This window comes from Amycolatopsis sp. NPDC054798, from assembly GCF_053611505.1.
In genome coordinates this window covers 20339-42394 of record NZ_JBSHAM010000071.1, presented here as the reverse complement: position 1 = coordinate 42394, position 22056 = coordinate 20339, and the positions used below count along the sequence as shown (strand labels likewise).

The window sequence follows — 22056 nt, the reverse complement described above, 5'->3', positions numbered from 1 at the left end:
CCGGAGGCCACCGCGTTGTCCGGACGGCCGGACGGCGCGGCGGGGCAGACGAACATGGCGCCCGCCGCGGGTCCGGTCGAACCCGGAGCGAGACCGGCGTCCGACAGCGCTTTTCGTGAATAGCTGTTTCCGGCGCCGTCGAAATTCGCCGAACCGCCGTCGCCGTCGTCGGAGATGCCGGCATTGTCGAACGCGCCGGCCAGGCTTCCCTTCGGCGCGACCAGCACAATTACCGAGGAAGAAACCGAATGTCCGGCCCCGCGCAATGTCACCGGCACTTCGTAGTAACCCTCGCGAGTGCCCGCCGCGGCCGTCACGGTCAGCTCGGTTTTCCCGCTGCCAGTGCGGTCGTCGAGCCGGAGCGAGCGCGGGCCGGAGACCGTGATCCCGGCTGGCGCCGACGTCGCGATGTTCAGCGAGCGCAGCTGCCCGCCGAGCCGCTGGCCGTTCACCGCGACTGTGCCGGAGCCGCCTGGTTCGACGGTGACCTGGTTGGCCACCGAGCCGACGTACGGCTCCTCACCGTCCCGATAGGACGGTGGCTGCGTGTTCGCCGCCCAGTTCCGGTCGGGCTGCGCGGACAACGCGAAGTCGAGCCGCCCGCCGCTGCGCGCGAGGTCCTGCGGCAAGGACGTCCGGTCCCATCGGTGGCCGTTCAACGCGAGGCCGTGGACGTACTGCGTGGTCGTCGAGGCTCCCGGCGCGCGAAGGTCCAACGTGCGGCCGCCCGGCAAGGTCAGCACCGCGCGCTCGAACAGCGGGCTGTGCACGGTGAGATCCGGCGTGCCCGGGGTGGACGGATAGAGCCCCAGCGCGGCCCAGACATACCAGGAGGACTGCGCGCCGAGGTCGTCGTTGCCGGGTTCGCCGTCCGGCGTCGCGCTGAACAGCGTGGTCGCGATCCGGCGCACCACTTCCTGCGTTTTCCACGGCTGTCCGACGTGGTTGTACAGCCACGGAACGCCGAAGTCGGGTTCGTTGCCCGCCCACATGTACGGCTCGTTCGGGCCGACATTGAGCTTCTGGAAGAACGTGTCGAGCCGCGCGGACACCGCCGCCGGACCGCCCATCGCGGTCACCAGCCCGGCCGGGTCCTGCGGCACGAGCCAGGTGTACTGCGCGGCGTTGCCCTCGTCGAAGCCGTCCTGGCCGAAGGTGCCGGGCGCGGGCGGCTGGTACGCCGGGCCGTCCGGGAACCGGCCGTCCTGTCCGCGCGGCTGGAGGTAGCCGGTGGCCGGGTTGAACAGGTGCTGCCAGTTCTGGCCCCGTTTCGTGAAATCGCGGGCGACGCCGCGGTCGCCGATCGCGCCCGCGAACTGCGCGATGGCGAAGTCGTCGATCGCCCATTCCAGCGTGATCGAGGCTCCGACGCGCGCGTGGTCGCCGCGGGAGGCATCGTTGTTCGGCAGGTAACCGCGGGCCAGATAGTCCTTGATCCCCCGGCGTTCCTGGTACGCGCCCGGCGTTTCGTCCACCGACGTCGCGCCCTTGACCAGGTACTTCAGCGCGGTCTTGACGTCGAAGTCGTGCGCGCCGAAGGCGTAGAGGCTGGACAGCAGCGCGACCGAGCTGTCGCCGGTCATCTGCCCGGTGTAGCCGTTGGCCATCGGCCAGCGCGGCCACCAGCCGCCCTGGACCGCGTCGTTGGTCAGCGACTGCGCCATGTCGCTGGCCTCCTTCGGGAACAGCATGCCGTGCAAGGGCGCGAGCGAGCGGTAGGTATCCCAGTCGGAGAAGTTGGCGTATTGCGTGTGCCCGGCCGGGAGGGTGCGGAGCTGGTTGTCGAAGCCGATGTAGCGGCCGTCGACATCGTTGAACGTGTTGGGGTGCATCAGGCTGTGGTAAAGCGCGGTGTAGAACGTCTTGAGCTGCGCGGAATCCTTGCCCGCCACGCGGATCCGGCCGAGCGCGTCGCGCCAGGCGTCCCTCGTGCCCTTGCGGACTCCGGCGAAGTCCCAGCCCGGCACTTCGGCGGCCATGTTCTTCTTCGCCCCTTGAACGTCCACATAGGACATCGAGACCTTCGCATGGACCACTCCGGCGTCGCCGAACGTCAGGTACGCCCCGGCCTTCGGCGCGTCGACCTGGTCGCTGCCCGGCTGGACGGTTTTGCCGTCCCAGGTGCCGTGCGCGGTGAACGGACGGTCGAAGGTGATGTCGTAGTAGACGGTGTAATTGTTCGGCTTCCCGCAGAAGCGGCCGGTCGTCGCCTGCCCGCTGACCTCGCGGTCGCTGGTGATCCGCAGTCCTGCCGCGGAGTTTCCGGCGAGGCTCGCGCCGCCCTTCACCAGCACCTGCGCGTTCTTCCCTGCGGGGAAGGTGAACGCCGCCAGCCCGGTGCGCGTGGTCGCCGTCAGCTCGGTGCGGACGCCGGAATCCGGAAACGTGACGGCGTAGTAGCCGGGCTCGGCCTGCTCGCCGTCGTGGGTGAAACGTTCGACGCGGTCCCATGGTTTCGCCCCGACGTCGCCGGTGACCGGCAGAATCGGGACGTCGCCGAAGGCGTTGCAGCCGACCGAGGCGTGGTCGAGGCTGAAGCCGCGGATCTTGTCGCTGTGGTACTGGTAGCCCGCGTACGACCCGTCAGTGTCCGGCGAGAACTGCATCATCCCGAACGGCGCGGCCGGACCGGGGAAGTTGTTGATCTCGCCGACCGAGCTGCCGCCGCGCCCCGTGCCGACGAGCGGATCGGCGTAGGCCGCCGGATCGCTGACCAACGGCGCCTGCGGCGCGGCCGCCGCGACGGTTCCCGCTCCGACGACCGCTGCCGTCACCAACGCTGCCACGACTGAGTACCGCACGGTGCCTCCCAGACCTCGTGTTGTCCGACCTTTGCGGCTCACGGGCGGCGAGGTCAACCGGATGACAGAGATCTGGCCGGTTTCGCCCGGACAGACATCCGACCGGCGGCACCCTCGCTGCGCTCTGCGCCAGGGCGACCGGCTTCGCCGCGGGGAAGCCGGTCGCGAGGAGGGACCCCCAGGACCGGCTCCAGCGGGCTAACGTCGACAGACATGACAGAACCTGCCACCCAGGACGTCGAGGGCCGCGAGGTCGGCTCCAGCGTCTCCGTCATCCGCGAATACGCCACCGAACCTGGCGAGGGGCCCCGCCTGCACCGGCACCCCTACCGCGAAACCTTCGTCATCCAGCGGGGACGCGCCCTGTTCACCATCGGCGACGAACAGCGCGAAGGCACCGCCGGGGACGTCCTCGTCGCCCCGCCGGACACGCCGCACAAGTTCGTTTCGCTCGGTCCCGGCCCGTACGAGGCGGTGCACATCCACGAGAACGACCGGTTCGTCACCGAATGGCTGGAGTGAGGTCAGGCCGCATTTGTACGTCCCGTGTATCCCGCTCGGCGATGCTCGGCCCGGACCGACCAGGACCGGGAGGACACGGATGCTCAGGAAACTCGCAGTGCTCACCGCCGGAGCCGCGGCGGCGGCCACGGTCGCCGTCGCCGTTCCGGGCGTCGCCGCCGCGCTGCCGGCGGCCAACATGGAAGCGGTGCTGCTGGCGGCCCAGATCGACCCGCAGCGCGCCGACAGCACGCAGACTCCGGGCGCGCACTACAGCGTCCTGCTCGTCGAGCAGGCGCTGCAGGCCAAGGGGCTGCTGGACGCCAAATACGTCGACGGCTACTTCGGCACCACCACGATCGACGCCTACTCGAAGTACCAGAAGTCCCTTGGCTACACCGGAATCGACGCTTCCGGCCTGCCCGGCAAGACGTCGCTGGAAAAGCTCGGTTCCGGCAAGTACACCGTGTCGAACGTGGTATCCGCCAGCAGCCACGTGACATATCACGGGGTCACGCTGAACACGCGCACCAAGGCGATGCTCCAGGCGGCGGAGAAGCTGTTCGGCAAGGAGGTCGGCCTCACCCAGGGTTCGTACAACCCGGGCGGCGTCGGCGCGTCGGCAGGCACGCACGACGGCGGCGGCGCGTTCGACGTTTCGGTCGCGAACATGTCCTCGTCGACCCGCACCGAGTTCGCCAAGGATCTCCGGAAGGTCGGGTTCGCGGCCTGGGTGCGCACGCCCGACCAGGGCGACTGGGGCTACCACATCCACGCGATCGCGGTGAACGACCCGGATCTGTCCTCGGGCGCGCAGCACCAGGTCGGCGCGTACTACCTCGGCCAGAACGGCCTCGCCGACCACGGCAAGGACGACGGCCCGGCGGTGAACCCGAAGCTGACCTGGGAGCAGTACCAGCGCGGCTGACTCACCCGGCTGCCGCATTTGCTGGCGCGAGTGCGGCAGCCGTGGTTTTCTGGTGCCATGGCGGGAAAAACATTTCGGTTCGGGGTCGTCGCGACAGCTCAGGAAGGCGGCGCGAAATGGCGCGAAACCGCCCGCCGCGCCGAGGATCTCGGATATTCGACCCTGCTGTCGCCGGACAACCTCAACCTCCCCACCCCGACCGCGGCGCTGGCTGTCGCGGCGGCGGTGACGACCGAACTGCGGGTCGGGACGTTCGTCTTCGCCAGCCCGCTGCGCACCCCTCGCGCGGCCGCGTGGGAGGCGCACAGCCTCAGCCTGCTCACCGACCGCCGGTTCGAGCTGGGCATCGGCACCGGGTTGCCGTCGATGCGCGAATCCGCCGCCGAACTGGGGCTGCCCTACGGCACCGGCCCGGAACGGCTGGCCCAGGTGTCGGACACGATCTCGCACCTGCGCCGCCTAGACGGCGACGCGCACACGCCGGTGATGGTCGCCGCGGGCGGGCCGAAAGCGCGTCGTCTGGGAGGCGAACGCGCGGACATCGTCACTCTCGCCGGCAGCGTCCTCGCCAGCCGGGCGGACACCGCGAAGTACGCCGCCGAGATCCGCGCCGCGGCCGGCGGCCGCGAGGTCGAACTGGCGATGAACATTTTCGTCGTCGGCGAAGTGGTCCCGCCGTGGATCCGCAATTTCATCGGGCACGACGCGGAAACTCTCATCGAGCACGATTCGCTCACCCTGCTGCGCGGCGGACCGGCCGCGATGGCCGAGGAACTGGAGCGGCGGCGCGAGGAACTCGGGGTGTCGTACTACAGCGTGAACGGCGCTTTCCTCGAGGATTTCGCCCCGGTGATCGCGCGGCTCAGCGGGCGCTGAGGCCCACGGCGGGAATAGCCGCGCCCGCCGGTGGCTTGCACCGAGGGTGAAAGCTGTGACCTACCGCCAGTTCGGCGGCCCGGAAGTGCTGACGTTGTCCGAACTCGCCGTCCCGGAGCCAGGGCCGGGCGAGGTGCGCGTGCGGATCGCCGTGTCCGCGGTGAACCCGACCGACTGGAAGGCGCGCTCCGGCTCCCGTTTCGCCAGCGAGGCGGAGTTGTCCGTGCCCAACCAGGACGGGGCCGGCGTCGTGGACGCGCTCGGCGCCGGGGTCGACGGATTCTCCGTGGGCGAGAGGGTGTGGCTGCTGCTGGCCGCCGCGCATTCGCCGACGTCCGGGACCGCGCAGGAGTACACCGTGCTTCCGGCGGACCGGCTCGTCCCGCTCCCCGCCGAAGTCGGGTTCGACGAGGGCGCCGCTTTCGCGATCCCGGCGCTCACCGCGCACCGCGCGCTCACTGTCGCCGAGGACGGACCTCAGCGGCTGGCCCCGAAAGCGTTGTCCGGCAAGACTATTCTGGTCAGCGGTGGCGCGGGCGCGGTCGGCAACGCCGCGATCCAGCTGGCGCGCTGGGCAGGAGCGACCGTGATCGCCACTGTCAGCACCGAGGACAAGGCTGCGCTCGCGCGCGCCGCCGGTGCCCAGCATGTCGTGCGGTACACCGAAGGGGACGTCGCCGCGGCAATCCGGGAAATCGCACCGGACGGAGTCGACGTGATCGTGGAAGTCGCGGTCGGCGTGAACGCTCCCCTGCACACCGCAGTACTCCGCCCGCGCGGAGTGGTCGCGGCCTACGGCGACGACCGCGGCACTGGCAGCGTGACTGTCGACTTTGGACAGAACGTCTACCTCAACAGCCGCTACCAGTTCGTGGTGCTCTACACCGTCGGATTCGACCGCCTGCGCGCCGGAGCGGAAGACCTGAACGCCGCCCTGCGCGACGGCGGCCTCCGGCTCGGCCCCGACCACGGGCTGCCGGTGCACCGGTTCCCGCTGGCGGAAACCGCTCGTGCGCACGAGGCGTCGGAGAAGGGCGTCACCGGCAAGGTGCTGATCGACGTCAGCTGAAAGCCGGCTCGACCCCGGTCAGCTCCACGCTCGCCGCCCACAACCGGGCGGCAGCCTCGGCGTCCGCGTACGGCCCGCGCACCGGCTCCGGCCGGGGGCGTCCCTTGAGGCCGAACACGCGCGGCCCCCAGATCTGACCACTGTGGACATCCGGGCCGACCGCCGCTCGCACCGCCGGCCGCGCGCCGCCGTCCTTACCCTGCAAGGCAATTCGCGCGAGGCTCAGCTTTTGCCTGGTGCTGCGCACGTGCAGCGGCGGCCGGTCCGGAGTCAGGCTGTCCAACGCCCCGCCCGGATGTGCGACGACGCTCAGCACGTCACTGCCCGCCGCCCGCAGCCGTCGATCCAGCTCCAGCGCGAAAAGCGTTTGCGCGAGCTTCGACCGTTCGTACACGGTTTTCGGCTGGTAATCGCGCGTGCTCTGCAAATCCGCGAAATCGAGCTGCGCGGATTTCGCCGCGAAACTGCCGGTCGTCACGATCCTCGCTCCGGGCTTCAGCCGGTCCTGAAGGGCCGCCGTCAGCGCGAAATGGCCGAGGTGGTTGACCCCGAAGGTCATCTCGTGCCCGTCCTTGGTCTCCCGCCGCTGCGGGCCTTCGAGATACACCCCCGCGTTCAGCACGACCGCGTCGAGTTCCCCGACCTCGATCCCCTTCACCGAAGCCAGGTCGGCAAGGTCCAGCCGCGCCCAGGCCACGCGCGCGCCCGGCACCCGCTCGCGGAGGATCTTCAACGCGACCTCCGCCTTCGCCGGGTCACGGCTCCCGAGCACCACCTCCACGCCCGCCTCGGCCAGCTGCTCCGCGACGAAGTAGCCGATCCCGGCATTGCCCCCGGTCACCAGCACTGTCATGACGCCCTCCTAAACCTGAAGTGATTCCAACTTTAAACCCACTTCAGGTTTGGGTACACTCGGGGTCGTGGTCAACACCGGACGACGCGAACGCCGCAAGCTCGAAACCCGGCGCAGGCTGGACGAGGTCGCGCTGCGGCTGTTCCTGAAGCACGGCTACGACGGGGTGACCGTCGCCCAGATCGCCGAAGAGGCCGACATCTCCGTGGCGACCCTCTTCGCCCACGTCCCGGACGGCAAAGACGCTTTGATCTTCGACGACGGTTCCGAACGCCGGACCGGAATCGTCGCCGCGGTCCGCGACCGGACCCGGGACGAACCGATTCTCGCGGCCCTGCACAGATTCTTCGCCGCCCGCGGCCCGTACTCGACGGACATCCCGCCGGAGCACGCCCCGAAACGAGACCTGATCGTGCGAACGCCCGCCCTGCGCGAGTACGCGCGACGGCTGTGGCATTCCTGCGAACCCGACCTGACGGCGGCACTGGCCGAGGAGAGCGGTCTGCCGCCGGACGATCCCGCGGTGCGGGCACTGGCGCGGTTCGTGCTGGAGATCCCCGACCTCACCGGCACCGCACCGGATCCCGCCGCGGCTCTGGCTTCGGTGTTCGCGTTGCTGGAATGCGGGTGGCGGCCGGGTTCTTGACCGCGAGCCCACCCCCGCCCGCTCCTGGGGGGCTGCCCACGCCCAGTCTACCGGCCCCACCCGACAAAACCGCTCCGCGAGACGCGGACCGGCCGATTGCTCCACAACTCGCGCGGGGTGTGGACAACAGCTCCGGGACAGTCTGTTGCGCGGGGCCGAACAACTTCTGCCGCACGGCACAGCAAACGTCCGTGAGGGGCCCCTTGAGGGAATCAGATTCCCTCAAGGGGCCCTTCACGGACCACTGCCCCGGCCGAGAAAACTCCGACTCGCCCGCAAACCCAGGACACCGGAACCGGACCGTTCGCTTAGATCATCACGACCAGCACTCCACGCACAGAAACGCGAATCTTCTTCAGGCGGCAGGAAATCGCCGGCGGCACGACCGCGCCGCCGCGCTCCGGACCCCAGTCCAGCCATTCCGTCGCCGCCGCCGAATCCTCTGCCGCCGCAACACCAGCCGCCGCGATCCAGACCAGCCCGGCCCGCCGGACGCCGGAACCCCGTTCCCCCCAACGGACCCGCCCCTTCCCCGAACCGGACGCACCACCGTCCACCCGCCGTTACCACACCGGGCAGATCGGGCGGAACCTGACTTTCGCAGGTATCGCCGAGACTCCGGTCACCGGTATACCTGACACCGGTCCAGGAAAGGTCTGGACCACTCTGCGGACAGGTCCGGCGCCCGAACGGGACGCGCCGTCCGCCCGAGTCGTCCTATGTGGAGGCAACATGCACCGGCTGGACGCGGCACAGGATTACGCGCTCGGTTTGTTCCGCATCGTCGTCGGGTTCCTCTTCGCCTGCCACGGCGCGAAATCACTGTTCGGAGTGCTCGGCTCGCACGGAACAGTGCAGGTGGGCTCCTGGCCGGGCTGGTGGGCCGCGCTCATCCAGCTCGTCGTCGGCGGGCTGGTCCTGCTCGGCGTCGCGACCCGGGTCGCGGCGCTGGTCGGGTCCGGGTCGATGGCCTACGCCTACTTCTCCGTCCATGCGCCGCAAGGACTTTTCCCGATCGAGAACGGCGGAGAGGCGGCCGTGATGTTCTGCTGGGCGCTGCTGCTGCTCGCGTTCACCGGCCCCGGCAGGCTCGCGCTCAGCGGGGCGCTGCGGCCGAGGGACTCGCGCGTCGGCGCGGCCCCGCACGCCTGACGCTCAAAACTGCTCGAAACCGCTCACCTCCGGGTCGATCCGCGCACCACCAGTTCGTATTCCGCCGGCCCGGGGGCGAGCGGTTGTTCAACTCCCTCAATGCGATCGGCGAGCACCGCGACCGCGGTGCGAGCCAATTGGACTGGACGCAAGTCCACTGAAGTGATCGGCGGAACAGCCGACCGGGTCTGCTCGGAATCCGAACCGCCCGCGATGAGCACCTCTTCCGGCACCGCGAGTCCCCGCGCTTGCGCGGCGGCCAGCACTCCGGCCGCGTGCCGCCCGGTCTGGCAGTACACCGCGTCCGGCGGAGCGGCCAGCCCGAACAATTCCTCTCCCGCCGCCCGCCCGCCTTCTTCACCGGTGACCTCCGCACGGGACACCACCAGCGGTTCCTGTCCGCGCGCCGCCGCCCAATCCAGGTAAGCGGTTTCGGCGTCCCGGTTCCATTCGTTGGGGTCGGTGCCCAGCACCACCGCGACCCGTTTCCCGCCCGCCGCGGCCAAATGGTCGAGCACTTCGGTGACGACCGTTTTCGTGGCGAGGTCGAGATAATCCTCCGACGCCGGACGCAGCGGATCCCGGCCGACGCCGAGAAACGGCACGCAATCCCGCGTCAGCATGGTGATCAGGGGATCGTTCTCGACCGGTTCGGTGATCAGGAATCCGTCGCAGGCGAGCCCGACCGCCGACGCGTCCGCGCGCGCCGGATCGGGCACCAGCATCAGCCCGTACCCGCGTTCCACCGCGGCCAGCGCGGCGGATCCGGCGAACCGCAGGAAATAGTCGACGCCTTCCAGGAACGCCGTGTCCAGCGGGTCGAGCGGCCGCACCACGAGCCCGAGCACTCCGAGCCTGCTGGACCGCAGCCCGCGCGCGATCGCGTCCGGCCGGTAGCCCAGCTCGCGCGCCGCCTCCCGCACCTGTTCGGCGGTGCCGGGCGCGACCGTCCCGTTCCCGCTGAAAGCGTGCGACACCGTCGTCGCCGAAACCCCGGCGCGGCGGGCCACGTCCTTGATGGTCGCCCGCGTTCGTTTCCCGGCCATGGCGCAGGATCCTAACCTGGCCCAAATCGTTTTGGCACACCGATCGGAACGGCCATTGCCCAAATCGATTTGGGTCCTTACCGTGGCCCGGGTCACTTCCCCGGTCCGGAGGTTCGCCATGACCGCTCCCGCCACCCCGCCCGTGTCTCCCGGCACGTCCGCGCCGCCCCCGGCCCGGTCCGGGCGCGGCCCCCGGGTGGAAGCCCACGGCATCGACGTCATCGGCGACGACGAACGGCACGGCCGGGCCCGCGACCTGTTCGGAGTGTGGGCCGCGCCCAACGTCAGCTACCTCAGCCTGGTGGTCGGCGGCGCGCTGGTGCTCAGCGGGCTGAGCCTGCCGCAGGCGCTCGCGGTGATCCTCGTGGGCAACCTGTGCTGGGCGCTGGTCGGCCTCGTCGCGGTCAGCGGCCCGGCGGCGGGAGCGCCGAGCGAGGTCATCATGCGGGCGATGTTCGGCACCCGCGGCAACCGCTTCGTGATCGGGCTGAACGGCTGGCTCGTTTCGGTCTGCTACGTGGCGCTGAGCTGGTCGGCGGCCTCGGTCACCGCGTTCAGCCTGTGCTCGCGGCTGGGCATCGAGCTGAACACCCTGGGCAAGGTCCTCGTGATCGTCGCGCTCGCCGCCGCGACGCTGGCGATCAGCGTCTACGGCCACTCCGTGATCGTGCGCCTCTACCTGCCGCTGGCCATCGTGACGACCGCGGTTTTCCTGGTGCTGGGCGGATTCCTGATCCGGCACACCGCGTGGAGCTACCAGCCCGCGACGCCGCTGCACGGGGTCGTGCTGTGGGCGGCGCTGGCCGGCGGCGTGGCGCTGGTCGCGTCCGCCTCGTTGTCCTACAACAACAGTGCGGACTTCGCGCGGTATCTTCCGCGCGACACCAAACCGTTCGCCGTCGCCGCCTGGACCGCCGCCGGAGCCTTCCTGCCGAGTGTCGTGTTCACCGCGCTCGGCGCGTTCGCCGCGACCACTTTGGACATGAGCGACCCGCAAACCGCACTGGAATCCGTTCTGCCGCCCTGGTTTACCCCGATCTTCCTGATCGCGGTGATCCTCGGCGCGATCGCCAACAACGCGATGACCGTGTACAGCTCCGGCCTCGCGCTGCAGGCGATCGGCGTCCGCCTGCGCCGTTCCCGAAGCGTCCTGCTGGACGGCACAGCCGGAGTGCTGCTGACCCTGTACGCCTTGCTCGTGTCGGACTTCCTCAAGGCAGTCAACGACATGATGCAGCTGATGGTCGTCGTGCTCGGCCCGATGATGGCGATCTACGTGACCGACCTTCTCCTCCGCCGCAACCGCTACGACGGGCACGCGCTCGCCGACGAACGCCGCGGCGGGCCGTTCTGGTACGTCGGCGGGGTGCACTGGCCCGGAATCGCCGCCCTCGTCCTCGGCGCGGCCGCCTCGGCTTCCTGCCTTTCCGTTCCCGGGATGTACACCGGATTCGCCGCGAGCGCGGCCGGCGGGATCGACTTCTCGCTGCCGGCCGGAATGCTGCTCGCCGCCGTCGTCTACCTGCTCACCGGCCGCCCCCGCGCCACCGCCTGACTCGATCGCAAGGAATGGAATGCACCTGATCGTCAACGACTCCGACCCGCACGCCCGCGGCGTTTCGCGCGGCACCCAGCTGCGCGCTGGCCTGACCGATGCGCTGGAACTGTATCTGCGCTGGTTCGACACCCTCGGCATCCCGGAACAGCGAATCCGGACCGACGCGCTCCGGCTGCTGGACAACGTCGCCGCTTGGCGGAGCCGCTGCGCCGACGAAATCACCGGCATCGCCGCAGGCGCCGGGATCGAGCTGTGGCAAGCCGCAGCGCTCAACGGACGGACCGAGATCATCGCCGCCGACCCGCGCACCCGGCCGGAGTGCTCAACCCTCGTGCACGCTCCCCGGTCCAGCGCTCCCTTCGGCATCCAAACCTGGGACTGGCACAGCGAACTGTCGGAGTGCTGGCACACCCAGGAAGTACGCGGCACGCGGCACGCCTTCGCCGGAATCACCGAGCACGGCATCCTCGGCAAGATCGGCGTCAACAGCGCAGGTCTCGGCCTCTTCTTCAACATCCTCGGCCACCAAGACGATTCCGCCGCCGGCATTCCGGTCCACGTGCTCGCCGCGGCCGTCCTAGGCGAGGCAGGCAGCACCGCCGAAGCTCTCGACCTGCTGCGCACCGCCCCGATCCACACTTCTGGCGCCTTCACGCTGCTCGACCCCGACTCGGCGGTCTGCGCCGAGCTGAGCCCCGCCGGAGTAGCCACCCTCGACCCGGAAGCAGGATTCCTGGTGCACACCAACCACTTTCTCGACCCGCACGCCGCCGCCCGCGAAAAACGCGGGCTCTTCGAACCGGATTCCCAGCTGCGGCACGCACTGGTCACCGCCCGCCTGCAGGATTACCCGACGCCCACGCACGCCGTCGACCTCGTCGCCTTCCTTCGTTCCGCCCCAGGCGAACCGAAGCTGTGCTGCGTCCCCGATCCAGACGCCGCGTTCGGAGACCACTGGGCAACGCTGGCGACCGTCCTCCTCGAACCGGCAGCACGAACGGTGCGAGTGCACGCGGGCAACCCGAACACCTTGACCGGATGGCGCACGTTCGCCGCGGCGGAGACGGTGGTGGCCCGATGACCGCAGTGCATTACCGCGGCGGCCGGATCTTCACCGCGAGCGCGTCCGGCTGGGCGGAATCCATGGTCGTGCGCGGTGAGACCATCGAATACGTAGGCAGCACCGCGGAAGCCGACCGGATCGAGGCACAAGTAGTCGAACTGGACGGCGCGTTCGTGCTGCCCGGTTTCGTCGACGCGCACACCCACCTGGTCTCGATGGGCGAAGCGCTGGAGCAAGTCGACCTGTTCTCCGCCACCTCCCCCGAGGACATCCAGCACCGCCTCGCCCGCGCCGCAGCCGACGACCCCACGGCACCGCGAATCCTCGGCCGCAGCTGGCTTTTCGACGCCCTCGGCGGCCAAGCGCCGCACCGCCAGCTGATCGACGCGGTGATCCCGGACCGGCCGGTCTACCTCGCCGCGAACGACGTCCACTCCGCGTGGGTCAACAGCGCCGCACTGCGCGAGCTGGGCATCGACCGCGACACCCCCGATCCCCTCGACGGGCGCATCGGCCGCGACGCGTCGGGCGAACCAGACGGAATGCTCTACGAAACCGCTGCGCTGCAACTGATGCGGCACTTCCTCGACGAACAGACCAGCGACGCCGACCGCGACCGCGCGCTGGAGTCGGCGTTCTCGCAATACCTCGCGGACGGCGTCACGACCGTTGTCGACATGGCGCTCACCGAGGTCGACCTCGCCGCACTGGAACGGGCTCTCGAAGACGGACGGCTTCCGTTGCGGGTCGCGGCGCATTGGCTGATCGAGCGCACCGGAAACACCCGGGACGATCTCCGGCAGGTCGAACGCGCGGCGGAGCTGAGCGCGCGGCTGTCCGGGCCGTGGCTCCGGGTGGCCGGGATCAAGCTGATGGTCGACGGAGTCATCGACACCTGCACCGCCGCCATGAAAAAGCCTTTCGCGGACGGCAGCCACCCTGGACCGTTGTGGCCGCCGGAAGCGCTGGCCCCAGTCGTCGCCGCGGCGGACGCGGCGGGCCTGCAGGTCGCGATGCACGCCATCGGCGACGAAGCGTCGGACATCGCGCTGTCGGCGCTGGAGCACGCGATCGAGGTGAACGGACCGCGCGACCGGCGGCATCGCCTCGAACACCTGGAGACCGTGACCGCGGAAAACGTCAAGCGGCTGGCCGGACTCGGTGCTGTCGCGTCGATGCAACCGGTGCACGCCGACCCGGCGATCCAGGAGAACTGGCGCGCGAAACTGGGCGACGACCGGGTGCAGCGTGGATTTCCGTGGCCGGAATTCACCGCCGCCGGAGCGGTCCTCGCGTTCGGTTCCGACGCCCCGACCGCGCCGCATCCGCCGCTGCCGAACATGTACGTCGCGACGACCCGCCGGTCCGCGCGGTGTCCGCGGCTCGAACCCAACCTGCCGGAATACGCCCTGCCCCTGGCCGAAGCCCTCGCGCACGGCACCCGCGACGCCGCGTATGCGTGCCGGTGGGACGGACTGACCGGACAGCTCGCGCCAGGTCTGGCCGCGGATTTCGTCGTGCTGGACGTCGATCCGTTTGCCGAAGCGCCGGACGTGCTGCTGCGTGCCCAGGTGCGGAAGACCTTCGTGGCGGGTAAATCCGTTTGACGCGTTCGCAGGGGCTCGGCAGGGTGACAGCCATGCGTTTCTCGGTCTGCATCCCGAACTTCGGCGATTTCGCTGACCCGCGCGCGGTCGCCAAGGTCGCCTCGGCAGCGGAAGAGGCAGGCTGGGACGGCCTGTTCGTCTGGGACCACGTGGTGCTGGACAAACGTCCCGGCCGCCTCTTCGGCGATCCGTGGATCCTGCTCGCCGCCGCCGCGCTCGCCACCAGCCGGATCCGGCTCGGCCCCATGGTCACGCCCGTCGCGCGCCGCCGCCCGCAGCAGCTCGCCCGCGTGGTGTCCACTTTGGACCACCTCTCCGGCGGCCGGATGGTGCTCGGCGTCGGGCTGGGCGCGCCGCTGGAGGCGGAGTTCGGCGACTTCGGCGAATCCGCCGACCCGAAGGTGATCGCCGAGAAGCTGGACGAGGGCGTCGACCTGATCGCCCGCTTCTGGACCGGCGAACCGGTGACGTTCTCCGGCAAGCATTTCACGGTCCGCGACGTGACACTGCTGCCCGCGCCGGTGCAGCGTCCGCGCCCGCCGGTCTGGGTGGCGGGCCGGTGGCCCAACCGCCGCCCGATGCGCCGCGCGGCCCGCTGGGACGGAGTGGTGCCGATCTTCGAATCCGTCGGTCACACGGGCCTGCCGGACGTGGCGGAAGTACGGGACCTGGTCGCCTACATCCGGCGTGAGCGGGACACCGACGCACCGTTCGACGTGGTGTTCGGCGGGACGAGCCCTGCCGACCCGGCCAAGGCGCGCGGCCTCGTCGAACCGTTCGCCGAGGCCGGGGTCACGTGGTGGGAGGAAAGCCTGCCGTTCGGGAGCCCCGAGGAGGACAAGCTGGAACCCGTGCTGCGGCGGGTCGAGGCCGGGCCGCCAGCGCTGTAGTCGCCCGGGGCGGTGCGGCTGTCCGGACTCCGTCCACCGCCACGGCCTCTCGGCGCGAGACCATCGCTCGCCAACGGGAAGCCGGTTCAGCCCGAAGCCCCCAGCACCTCGGCGCACTCGCCCAGGCGCCGCAGCCGCGATCGAACACCGCGTCGCCGAACGCACCTCAACCGAAGCCGCCGCCACGATCGCGGCACCGCGCCCGTCAGCTCACTGCGGCTGACCGGACTCCGCCAACGCGTCGATCGCCCCCACCAGCTCATTCAGCGCGGGCACTGCGGCCGCGATCAAATGCCGCCACGCCGGATGCACCCCCTCCAGCGCCGCGGCCAGGATCGCCGCGTTGTGCCCCTGCCACCGCTCGACCGCGGCGCGGCCGGTGTCGGTGAGTTCGAGCGCGACCGTCCGCCGGTCGTCGCCGCCGCTGGTGCGGGTGACGAGGTCGCGCGAACGCAACCCAGTGACCATCGTGGTCACCGAATTCGGCGCGAGCTTCAGCAACTGCGCGATCCGGCTCGGCCGCGCACCGGGGTTTTCGAAGAGGCAGGACAGCAATTCCAGCTGCGCGACCGACAACGTGTTGTCCGGGTCGGCAGTGCGCGCGGCCCGCCGCATGGCGCGCCGGAGCCGTGCGACGACGTCGGCGAGCGCGGGTTCGGGCGCGGTCACCGCACCGGCTCCGGGCGCGACGCCAGCCCGGTCGCCGCGGCCAGGACGCCAGCCCCGGCCAGCACCGCCAGCGCGGCCGTTTCCCCGCCCGTGTGCAGGCACAGGGTCACCAGCGCCACGCCCAGCGCCGTCCCCAGTCCGCGCGCCATGTTCACCAGTCCTCCTCCGGTGGCCGACATCCGCGCCGGGATCGCGCTCATGACAGCCGAGTTGTTGGCTGGAATGAACACTCCCAGACCGAGCCCGGCCGCCACCAGCGACACGCCCACCTCCCACGGAGCGGACGCCGGGCCCAGCGCCGCGCATCCGGCCGCCGCGACGAGCGCGCCCAGCACAGTGCGCCCCCGGGAGCCGAGCCGCTTCGGCAGCACCCGGTCGGCCAGCACCGCCGCCACCGCGAACCCGGCGGGAAGACAGGTCAGCACCGCGCCGGTCCCGCCCGCCGTGCCGAGCACCTGCGGCAGCAACGTCAACGGCCCGAACAGCACGAGGTAGCCGCACAGCGCACCGGCCAGCCCCAGCGACACCACCGGCGGCCGCAGCACCGACAGCTGCAGAATCGGGCTGCTCGCGGCCTTTTCCCGCAGCACGAACCCGATCGCCGCGCACACCGCCGCCCCGGCCAGCGCGCCGAGCAGCCACCCCGGCAGGTCCAGCCCGGACACTCCGGAAATCACCAGCAGCAACGCCGTCGACGCGGTCGCCAGCAGTCCGACGCCCGCCCCGTCGAACCGGCCCAGCGGCGTGCGTTCGCGAGTGCGCGGCAGCAGGTACCGTCCGGCGATCAGCCCGGCCAGGCCGACCGGCGCGTTGACCAGGAAAACCCACCGCCAGCCGACGGTGTCGACCAGCAGCCCGCCGACCGCGGGCCCGAGTGCGAGCCCCAGCGCCTGCGCCGCCGCCTGCACCCCCAGCGCGGCGCGTGCCCGGTCCTCGCGCACGCTGCGCACCACCAGCGCGACGCTGTTGGCTTGCAACATCGCCGCGCCGATCGCCTGCACCACCCGGAACGCGACCAGCCAGCCGAGCGACGGCGCCAGCCCGCACGCGACGGACGCCACGGTGAACACGCCGAAACCCTGCACGTAGGTGAGCTTCCGCCCGACCGCGTCGGCGACCCGCCCGACCGCGGCCAGCAACCCCACCAGCGCGAGCAGGTAGGCCAGCGACACCCACTGGACGGCGGCCAGCGGAGCCTCGTACTCGTGCTGCAGCGCGGGGAACGTGAGCGTGACGATGCTGGCGTCGAGCTGCCCCATGAACGCCCCGAAACACACCGCGCCGACGGCGAACCACCCGGCCTTCGGATGCTCCCGCACGATCGCCGGCCGAGGCCGCTCCAGGCCGATCGTCACTGCCGCCTCCCGCTCAGTTAGTTCTGTTACAGAACTACTGTACGGGATGTACGTACATATGTCAGGGCCAGGAGGGTTGCGTTCTCTTGACTGACAGCGTGAGATAGGTCGTCTGCCGAGTTAACGGAAGGTGGCGATCTCTTACCGGATGTCGGCTTTCTCGTCGTCGGGGAGGTCCGCCGCGACTTCGCCCGGCCCAATGGCGTCGATCGAGCCGTCGTAGACCTGATTCGCCACGCCGCCGACGGACACATCTTCGCCGTCGCATCCGAACGCGAACACGCGTCCGCCGCCGTCCGAGGCGAACACAGCAAGCCGTTCAGCGGTGACTTCGGCCGCCCAAGCGGGTATATCGCCGCGGTGCGGACTGTCCAGCACCCAGGAGAGCGGGCGGCGGCAAGGGCGGATCGGCCGCCTCGGCTCTCCGCAGCGCGGCCGAATCGGGCCCGTCCGTCACCGTGTCCGGCTCAAGCCGGAGCAAATCGCCGACGACGGCTTGAATGCGCGGCAGATAACGGTCGATCGCCTGGCGCATTTCGTCGCGCCACTGCCGGTAGTCCACCCGGACACGCTACCGGCGACGCGGTGGAGCCAGGCGTCACCCGCCTGGCTCCACCGGAGTTTGCCGCACCTCACTGCTGATACGGAGCCGCCGCCGACTTCGCCGCCGTGATCAGCGCGCCCTTGTTCTTCGGCCAGAAAGTGCTGTCCACGCACGAATACCGCGGCAGGAACCCGCCACAGCTTCCGCTCTGCCCGCCGACCTCGAACGTGAAGCTCGCGGCCCCGAGCGCACCGTAGGTGAAATCGTCGGTGGTCCCGCTGGTCGAATAGCCGACGGTTTCCGTGTTGGTCCCGACCAGATATCCGTTCGACTCGCTGAATTTCGCGCCGAGCTTGCGCAGCGCGGCGTCGTTCGGCGCGGGGTCGGAGGTGAAGCCCCACGGGACGATGATGTCGTTGCCGTAGCTGTGCAGCGTGATCATCGTGCCGCGGGCGGTGTCGGGAGCCGGGTCGTTGTCGTCGCTGCCGCGCTGTTCGGGGATGATCGAGCGGAACAGCTTTTCCAGCGCCTGGACTTCCGGTTCCGAACCGGCGCTCGGCCCCTGGTAGGTCTCCGCGCACGGCGAGTTCGAGTCCGCGCCCCAGCGGAAGGTCGAGTTGCGGTTCAGGTCGATGCCGTTGTTCGTGCCGCCGCAGGTGCCGTTGCTGGTGTCCGCGTTCTTGCGCTGCAGTTTCGGCGAATTGCCGCCGGAGGCGACGATGTCGACGCCGTCCGGGTTCGCGATCGGCACCACCCACACCTCGGTGCTGTCCAAAATGGACGTCGCGGTGGCGTCTTTGCCGTAGCCGTCGGCGAGGTAGTCGATCCAGCGCCAGGCGAGTTCGCCGGTCGCGATCTCGCGGGCGTGGATCTGCGCCATCAGCACGAATTTCGGCTTCGGCGAGGTCGTGGACAGCGTGCAGTCGCCGTCCTTTTTCTTGGTCAGGCAGATCGCGTTGACGTCGTGGCCGCCCTTGCCCTGGGTCTTCCGCCACGACTCGCCGATCGTGTACTCGGTCGCGAGATCCGGGTGCGCCGCCGCCACTTTCGCCAGGTGGGCCTCGTGCGCCGCGACGGTCCGGTAGCCGCCGTAGTACGTGTCGGCCGCCGCGCGGGTCGTCACTCCCTTGTAGACAGTGTCGAAGAATTCCGGCGCATAGCCGCGATCGCGCAACTGCTTCGCGACCGCCTGGTTCCCGACCACGTACGCCACGCCTTGATCCGACTCCGCGACGTCGAACCCGGCGCGAGCCAAGGCCGCCGCTTCAGCGGGCGTAGCGGGCACGCGCCACGAGACCGGGTCGTCCGGCGCGGCAGCGGCTGTGGCGGTCGCGGAGCCGCCGAGAACAGCGAGCGCTCCTACGACGCTGAGAGTGAGCCGGATCGAGAACTTGCCCGCCATCGAAGCTCCTCACGCAGCAAGGGAAGGTCACCACGTGCGGACGGTGACCAATCGGCAGCGCATAGTGTGCTCTTCCGGACGAACCCGGCCCACCTTCGAAAGTCGGGTGTCAGCAGGTGACCGAAACCTTCGCGCCGCGCTCGAACGAAACGTGGACGTGGTCGTAGTGGTTCGCGGTCTCGCCGCCGCGGTCCTCCATCGCCGACCAGCCGCTGCCGTCGTTGTAGCGCTGCTGCCAGATCACGTACTTCACGCCGAACTCGTGCTGGTGCGCGAGAACGTAAGCAGCCACAGCGTTTCCGGTCTTCGTGTCGACCATGAAGTCAAGCGCGAGACCAGCCGGATGGTCGCTCGCCCCGGACCTCCCGGCCCGGCCGCCGACCGTATCCACCGAGAACTTTTCCTTGACGTGGTTGCCCACCTGGGCCACCGCGGGCTGCGTACCGGCCAAAGTGGACGAACACGCTTTCGCCGGCGGGGTTTCCGGAGTGCGCGAGGTCGTTTTGCTGGTCGGCGAAGACGAAGACGAAGACGTCGTCGTCGTCGGGGCGACGCTCGAGGACGTCGTCGGCGGAGTGGACGTGGTGGACGGAACGCTGCTCGACGCCCGAGGCGCACTGAACGCGTGCATCTCCGCGGCAGCGGCCGGGAACTGCTGGGGTTCGACCGAGCTGGCGGTCAGCCAGACCGGCACCGCCAGCGCGCCGACGGCGAGCACGCCCGCCGCGGTCGGCAGCCGCCACGATTTCGATCCGTCCCGATGTCTACCGGACACCTCGCACCACCATCTCCTCATCCGGGTCGCCAAGCCGCCACGACATTACGAATAGGACACGGCAATGTCACCGACAAGTGACAGCGGGCACACTCCACCCGGAATCACCGCAGGTCAGCGCCCGATTACCAGACGAACGCACGGGCTGCTCAGGACAGCGGAATCTCCGCCGAATCGCTGAGCCGCAGCTTGCGCCGGGCGCGCTGGTAGAACGTCGTCATGCCGAGCCGGACCACCCGGGCCGCGCCCGGCCGGGCGTGCAGGTCGATCGTTTCGCCGGGCCCGACGTAGCCCGCGACCTGGCCGTCGACCTCCACCGCGAGCCGCCCGCTCGAAGGCAGCACCTCCAGCGTCACGGTGTCGTTCACCGACAGCACGACCCCGCGGCTGTACGCCGAATGCGGCGCTGCGGGCGTGACCAGCAACGCTTCGACAGCCGGGCTCGTGATCGGCCCGCCCGCAGAGAAGCTGTACGCGGTGGACCCGGTCGGCGTCGCGACCACGACCGCGTCGGCCGCGTAGCTCACGAACTGTTCGCCGCTCACCAGCACCGCGACCACAGCGCTCCCGTCGCCGGGCACCCGCACCACCGCGACGTCGTTGAACGCGGTCTCGGTCCGGCCGCCGAACCGCGCGTCCACCGCCAGCCGAGGCTCGACGGTGAATTCCTCCCGGTCGATGGCGGACAGCGCGAGCGGCAGGTCCGGCACGTCGACCTCAGCGAGGAAGCCGAGCTTCCCGAGGTTGACGCCGAGCACCGGCGCGTGCTGCCCGTCGGCGAGCCGCATCGCGCGCAGCATGGTGCCGTCGCCGCCGAGGCTGACCACCAGATCCGACCGTTTGCCCAGCTCAGCGGGCTGGACGCCGGTGGCCGAGCAATCGACCCGCGCGATCTCGTCCACGATGCCGAGGATCTCGATCCCGCGGACGGCGGCCCAGCCCAGCACCGCGTCGACCGCGGCTTTCGAGTCGCGGCGCGGGTGCAGCACGAGTCCAGCGGAATGCATGTCGGGTCTCCTCGCCTCGGCCTGTCCCCAGTCTGCCGCGCCCCGGCCGGTTAGGCTCGGCGTTCGTGATCGAAAACTGGGCTGGCAATCTCACCTACCGCGCGCGCGAGATCGTCGCCCCGCGCACCCTTTCCGAAGCGCAGGAACTCGTCGCCAGCGCGGCCCGGGTGAAAGCCCTCGGCAGCCGGCACAGCTTCAACACCGTCGCCGACAGCCCGGACGGCCTCCAGCTCGATCTCTCCGCCGTCGGCAACGCACCCGAAATCAACGCCGCGACGCTCACCGTCGGCGGCGCGACCCGCTACGGCGACGTGGTCGCACAGGTGCACGCGGCCGGGTACGCCTTGGCCAACTTGGCATCCCTCCCCCACATCACTATCGCGGGCAGCGTCGCGACCGGCACCCACGGCTCCGGACAGCGGCTGCCCGGCCTGGCCTCAGCAGTGTCTTCCTTCGACCTCCTCACCGCCGACGGCTCCCTGCGCACCTTTTCCCGCGCCGACGCCGAGTTTCCCGGAGTGGTGGTGAATGTCGGCGCACTCGGCATCCTCACCCGGCTCGCCCTCGACCTCGAGCCGACTTTCCTGGTGCGCCAAGACGTTTTCGACGCCCTCCCGTGGTCGGCCGCCCTGGACCACTTCGACGAAATCCAGGCGGCGGGTTACAGCGTCAGCCTGTTCACGAACTGGGCGCGGGACGTAGTCGATCAGGTCCTGCTCAAAAACCGCGTCCCCGCCGAGATCCCCGATTCGCTGTTCGGCGCCCTTCCCGCCGACGGCCCGCGCCACCCCGCCCACGCGGCGGGCATTTCGGCGGAGAACACCACGGTGCAAGGCGGGATTCCCGGACCGTGGCACGACCGGCTGCCGCATTTCCGTTTGGAATTCGCGCCGAGCGTCGGGGCGGAATTGCAGAGCGAGTACTTCGTGCCCCGCGAACACGCGGCCGCGGCGTTCGAGGCCTTGCGCGGCATCAGCGACCGGATCGCACCGCTGCTGGTGGTTTCGGAAATTCGCACTGTCGCAGGCGATGAACACTGGCTGAGCCCGGCATACGGCGGCGATCAGGTGGCGGTACATTTCACCTGGCAGCAGCGGCAGCCGGAGGTGGAAGCTGTGCTGCCGTTGATCGAGGAGAAGCTAGCTCCGTTCGGGGTGCGCGCGCATTGGGGGAAACTGTTCCATGGCGCGGCGGTGGATTTGGACCATCAAGGGGTGCGGCAGTTCCGGGAGCTTGCCGCTGAACTGGATCCGGACGGGAAGTTCCGGAACCCGTTCCTGGAGCAGCATCTGCTTCGTTAGTCAACATCGGCCG

General features: G+C 70.1%; 22 protein-coding genes. 12 read left to right on the top strand and 10 right to left on the bottom strand.

Translation table 11 applies throughout. The features are described from left to right. Positions 1-2801: GH92 family glycosyl hydrolase (locus tag ACWGIC_RS33200; protein ID WP_452079860.1), on the bottom strand; the 2801-nt coding region annotated here is incomplete at its 3' end. Between the two features lie 213 nt (positions 2802-3014). Between ACWGIC_RS33200 and ACWGIC_RS33195 the strand changes: the two genes are divergently transcribed. The 4 genes from ACWGIC_RS33195 (at position 3015) to ACWGIC_RS33180 (ending at position 6175) form a co-directional block, all read left to right on the top strand. Beyond that, complete coding sequence (locus tag ACWGIC_RS33195) at positions 3015-3323, top strand: cupin domain-containing protein (protein WP_452079859.1); 309 nt, start codon at positions 3015-3017, stop codon at positions 3321-3323. A gap of 79 nt (positions 3324-3402) precedes the next feature. Further along, entirely contained in the window at positions 3403-4230 is an 828-nt protein-coding gene (locus ACWGIC_RS33190) for a peptidoglycan-binding protein (protein ID WP_452079858.1), read from the top strand. A gap of 57 nt (positions 4231-4287) precedes the next feature. After that, the gene (locus tag ACWGIC_RS33185; protein ID WP_452079857.1) at positions 4288-5106 is read left to right on the top strand and encodes an LLM class flavin-dependent oxidoreductase; all 819 of its coding nucleotides are present in this window, start codon (positions 4288-4290) and stop codon (positions 5104-5106) included. Between the two features lie 46 nt (positions 5107-5152). After that, the gene (locus ACWGIC_RS33180) at positions 5153-6175 is read left to right on the top strand and encodes an NADPH:quinone reductase (protein ID WP_452079856.1); all 1023 of its coding nucleotides are present in this window, start codon (positions 5153-5155) and stop codon (positions 6173-6175) included. On the opposite strand, the gene ACWGIC_RS33175 is transcribed toward ACWGIC_RS33180, so the two are convergent. Continuing rightward, the gene (locus ACWGIC_RS33175) at positions 6168-7028 is read right to left on the bottom strand and encodes an SDR family NAD(P)-dependent oxidoreductase (protein WP_452079855.1); all 861 of its coding nucleotides are present in this window, start codon (positions 7026-7028) and stop codon (positions 6168-6170) included. The two genes, ACWGIC_RS33180 and ACWGIC_RS33175, sit on opposite strands and share 8 nt — an antisense overlap. A 67-nt stretch (positions 7029-7095) precedes the next feature. On the opposite strand from ACWGIC_RS33175, the gene ACWGIC_RS33170 reads away from it, so the two are divergent. Both ACWGIC_RS33170 and ACWGIC_RS33165 read left to right on the top strand, forming a co-directional pair. Beyond that, a complete protein-coding gene (locus ACWGIC_RS33170; RefSeq protein WP_452079854.1) occupies positions 7096-7674 on the top strand; it encodes a TetR/AcrR family transcriptional regulator in 579 nt (192 codons plus the stop codon). 732 nt (positions 7675-8406) lie between these two features. Further along, on the top strand, positions 8407-8826 hold the full coding sequence (locus ACWGIC_RS33165) for a DoxX family protein (protein WP_452079853.1): 420 nt from the start codon (positions 8407-8409) through the stop codon (positions 8824-8826). 23 nt (positions 8827-8849) lie between these two features. On the opposite strand, the gene ACWGIC_RS33160 is transcribed toward ACWGIC_RS33165, so the two are convergent. After that, positions 8850-9872 (bottom strand): LacI family DNA-binding transcriptional regulator, encoded by a 1023-nt coding sequence (locus tag ACWGIC_RS33160; protein ID WP_452079852.1) that lies wholly within the window; start codon positions 9870-9872, stop codon positions 8850-8852. Positions 9873-9990: 118 nt separating this feature from the next. On the opposite strand from ACWGIC_RS33160, the gene ACWGIC_RS33155 reads away from it, so the two are divergent. From ACWGIC_RS33155 to ACWGIC_RS33140, 4 genes are read left to right on the top strand one after another with little or no spacing between them, the layout of a single operon-like run. Beyond that, positions 9991-11427: a purine-cytosine permease family protein gene (locus ACWGIC_RS33155; RefSeq protein WP_452079851.1), complete on the top strand. Its 1437-nt coding sequence runs from the start codon at positions 9991-9993 to the stop codon at positions 11425-11427. A gap of 19 nt (positions 11428-11446) precedes the next feature. Next, complete coding sequence (locus ACWGIC_RS33150) at positions 11447-12511, top strand: C45 family autoproteolytic acyltransferase/hydolase (RefSeq protein WP_452079850.1); 1065 nt, start codon at positions 11447-11449, stop codon at positions 12509-12511. Beyond that, positions 12508-14100: an amidohydrolase gene (locus ACWGIC_RS33145; protein ID WP_452079849.1), complete on the top strand. Its 1593-nt coding sequence runs from the start codon at positions 12508-12510 to the stop codon at positions 14098-14100. Before ACWGIC_RS33150 ends, ACWGIC_RS33145 begins: the two co-directional genes overlap by 4 nt. A 32-nt stretch (positions 14101-14132) precedes the next feature. Next, a complete protein-coding gene (locus ACWGIC_RS33140) occupies positions 14133-14990 on the top strand; it encodes an LLM class flavin-dependent oxidoreductase (protein WP_452079848.1) in 858 nt (285 codons plus the stop codon). 210 nt (positions 14991-15200) lie between these two features. Here the strand turns inward: ACWGIC_RS33140 and ACWGIC_RS33135 are convergent, their stop codons facing one another. The 6 genes from ACWGIC_RS33135 to ACWGIC_RS33110 form a co-directional block, all read right to left on the bottom strand. After that, on the bottom strand, positions 15201-15659 hold the full coding sequence (locus ACWGIC_RS33135) for a MarR family winged helix-turn-helix transcriptional regulator (RefSeq protein ID WP_452079847.1): 459 nt from the start codon (positions 15657-15659) through the stop codon (positions 15201-15203). After that, positions 15656-17014 (bottom strand): MFS transporter, encoded by a 1359-nt coding sequence (locus tag ACWGIC_RS33130; RefSeq protein ID WP_452079846.1) that lies wholly within the window; start codon positions 17012-17014, stop codon positions 15656-15658. The genes ACWGIC_RS33135 and ACWGIC_RS33130 overlap by 4 nt, the downstream gene beginning before the upstream one ends. Positions 17015-17155: 141 nt before the next feature. Next, the gene (locus ACWGIC_RS33125) at positions 17156-17323 is read right to left on the bottom strand and encodes a hypothetical protein (protein WP_452079845.1); all 168 of its coding nucleotides are present in this window, start codon (positions 17321-17323) and stop codon (positions 17156-17158) included. A 10-nt stretch (positions 17324-17333) separates the two neighbouring features. After that, the gene (locus tag ACWGIC_RS33120; protein WP_452079844.1) at positions 17334-17576 is read right to left on the bottom strand and encodes a hypothetical protein; all 243 of its coding nucleotides are present in this window, start codon (positions 17574-17576) and stop codon (positions 17334-17336) included. Positions 17577-17646: 70 nt separating this feature from the next. Continuing rightward, the gene (locus tag ACWGIC_RS33115; protein ID WP_452079843.1) at positions 17647-18960 is read right to left on the bottom strand and encodes a M14 family zinc carboxypeptidase; all 1314 of its coding nucleotides are present in this window, start codon (positions 18958-18960) and stop codon (positions 17647-17649) included. A gap of 109 nt (positions 18961-19069) precedes the next feature. After that, complete coding sequence (locus tag ACWGIC_RS33110) at positions 19070-19381, bottom strand: hypothetical protein (protein ID WP_452079842.1); 312 nt, start codon at positions 19379-19381, stop codon at positions 19070-19072. On the opposite strand from ACWGIC_RS33110, the gene ACWGIC_RS33105 reads away from it, so the two are divergent. Beyond that, positions 19374-19790 (top strand): hypothetical protein, encoded by a 417-nt coding sequence (locus tag ACWGIC_RS33105; RefSeq protein ID WP_452079841.1) that lies wholly within the window; start codon positions 19374-19376, stop codon positions 19788-19790. The genes ACWGIC_RS33110 and ACWGIC_RS33105 overlap by 8 nt on opposite strands. A gap of 94 nt (positions 19791-19884) precedes the next feature. Here ACWGIC_RS33105 and ACWGIC_RS33100 read toward each other — a convergent pair whose 3' ends face one another. After that, positions 19885-20742 carry an NAD(+)/NADH kinase gene (locus ACWGIC_RS33100; protein ID WP_452079840.1) on the bottom strand — a complete coding sequence of 286 codons (858 nt, stop codon included), beginning with the start codon at positions 20740-20742 and terminating at the stop codon, positions 19885-19887. A 65-nt stretch (positions 20743-20807) separates the two neighbouring features. On the opposite strand from ACWGIC_RS33100, the gene ACWGIC_RS33095 reads away from it, so the two are divergent. Further along, positions 20808-22043, top strand: coding sequence for an FAD-binding protein (locus ACWGIC_RS33095; protein WP_452079839.1), 1236 nt, complete (start codon positions 20808-20810; stop codon positions 22041-22043). Positions 22044-22056: the final 13 nt, after the last annotated feature.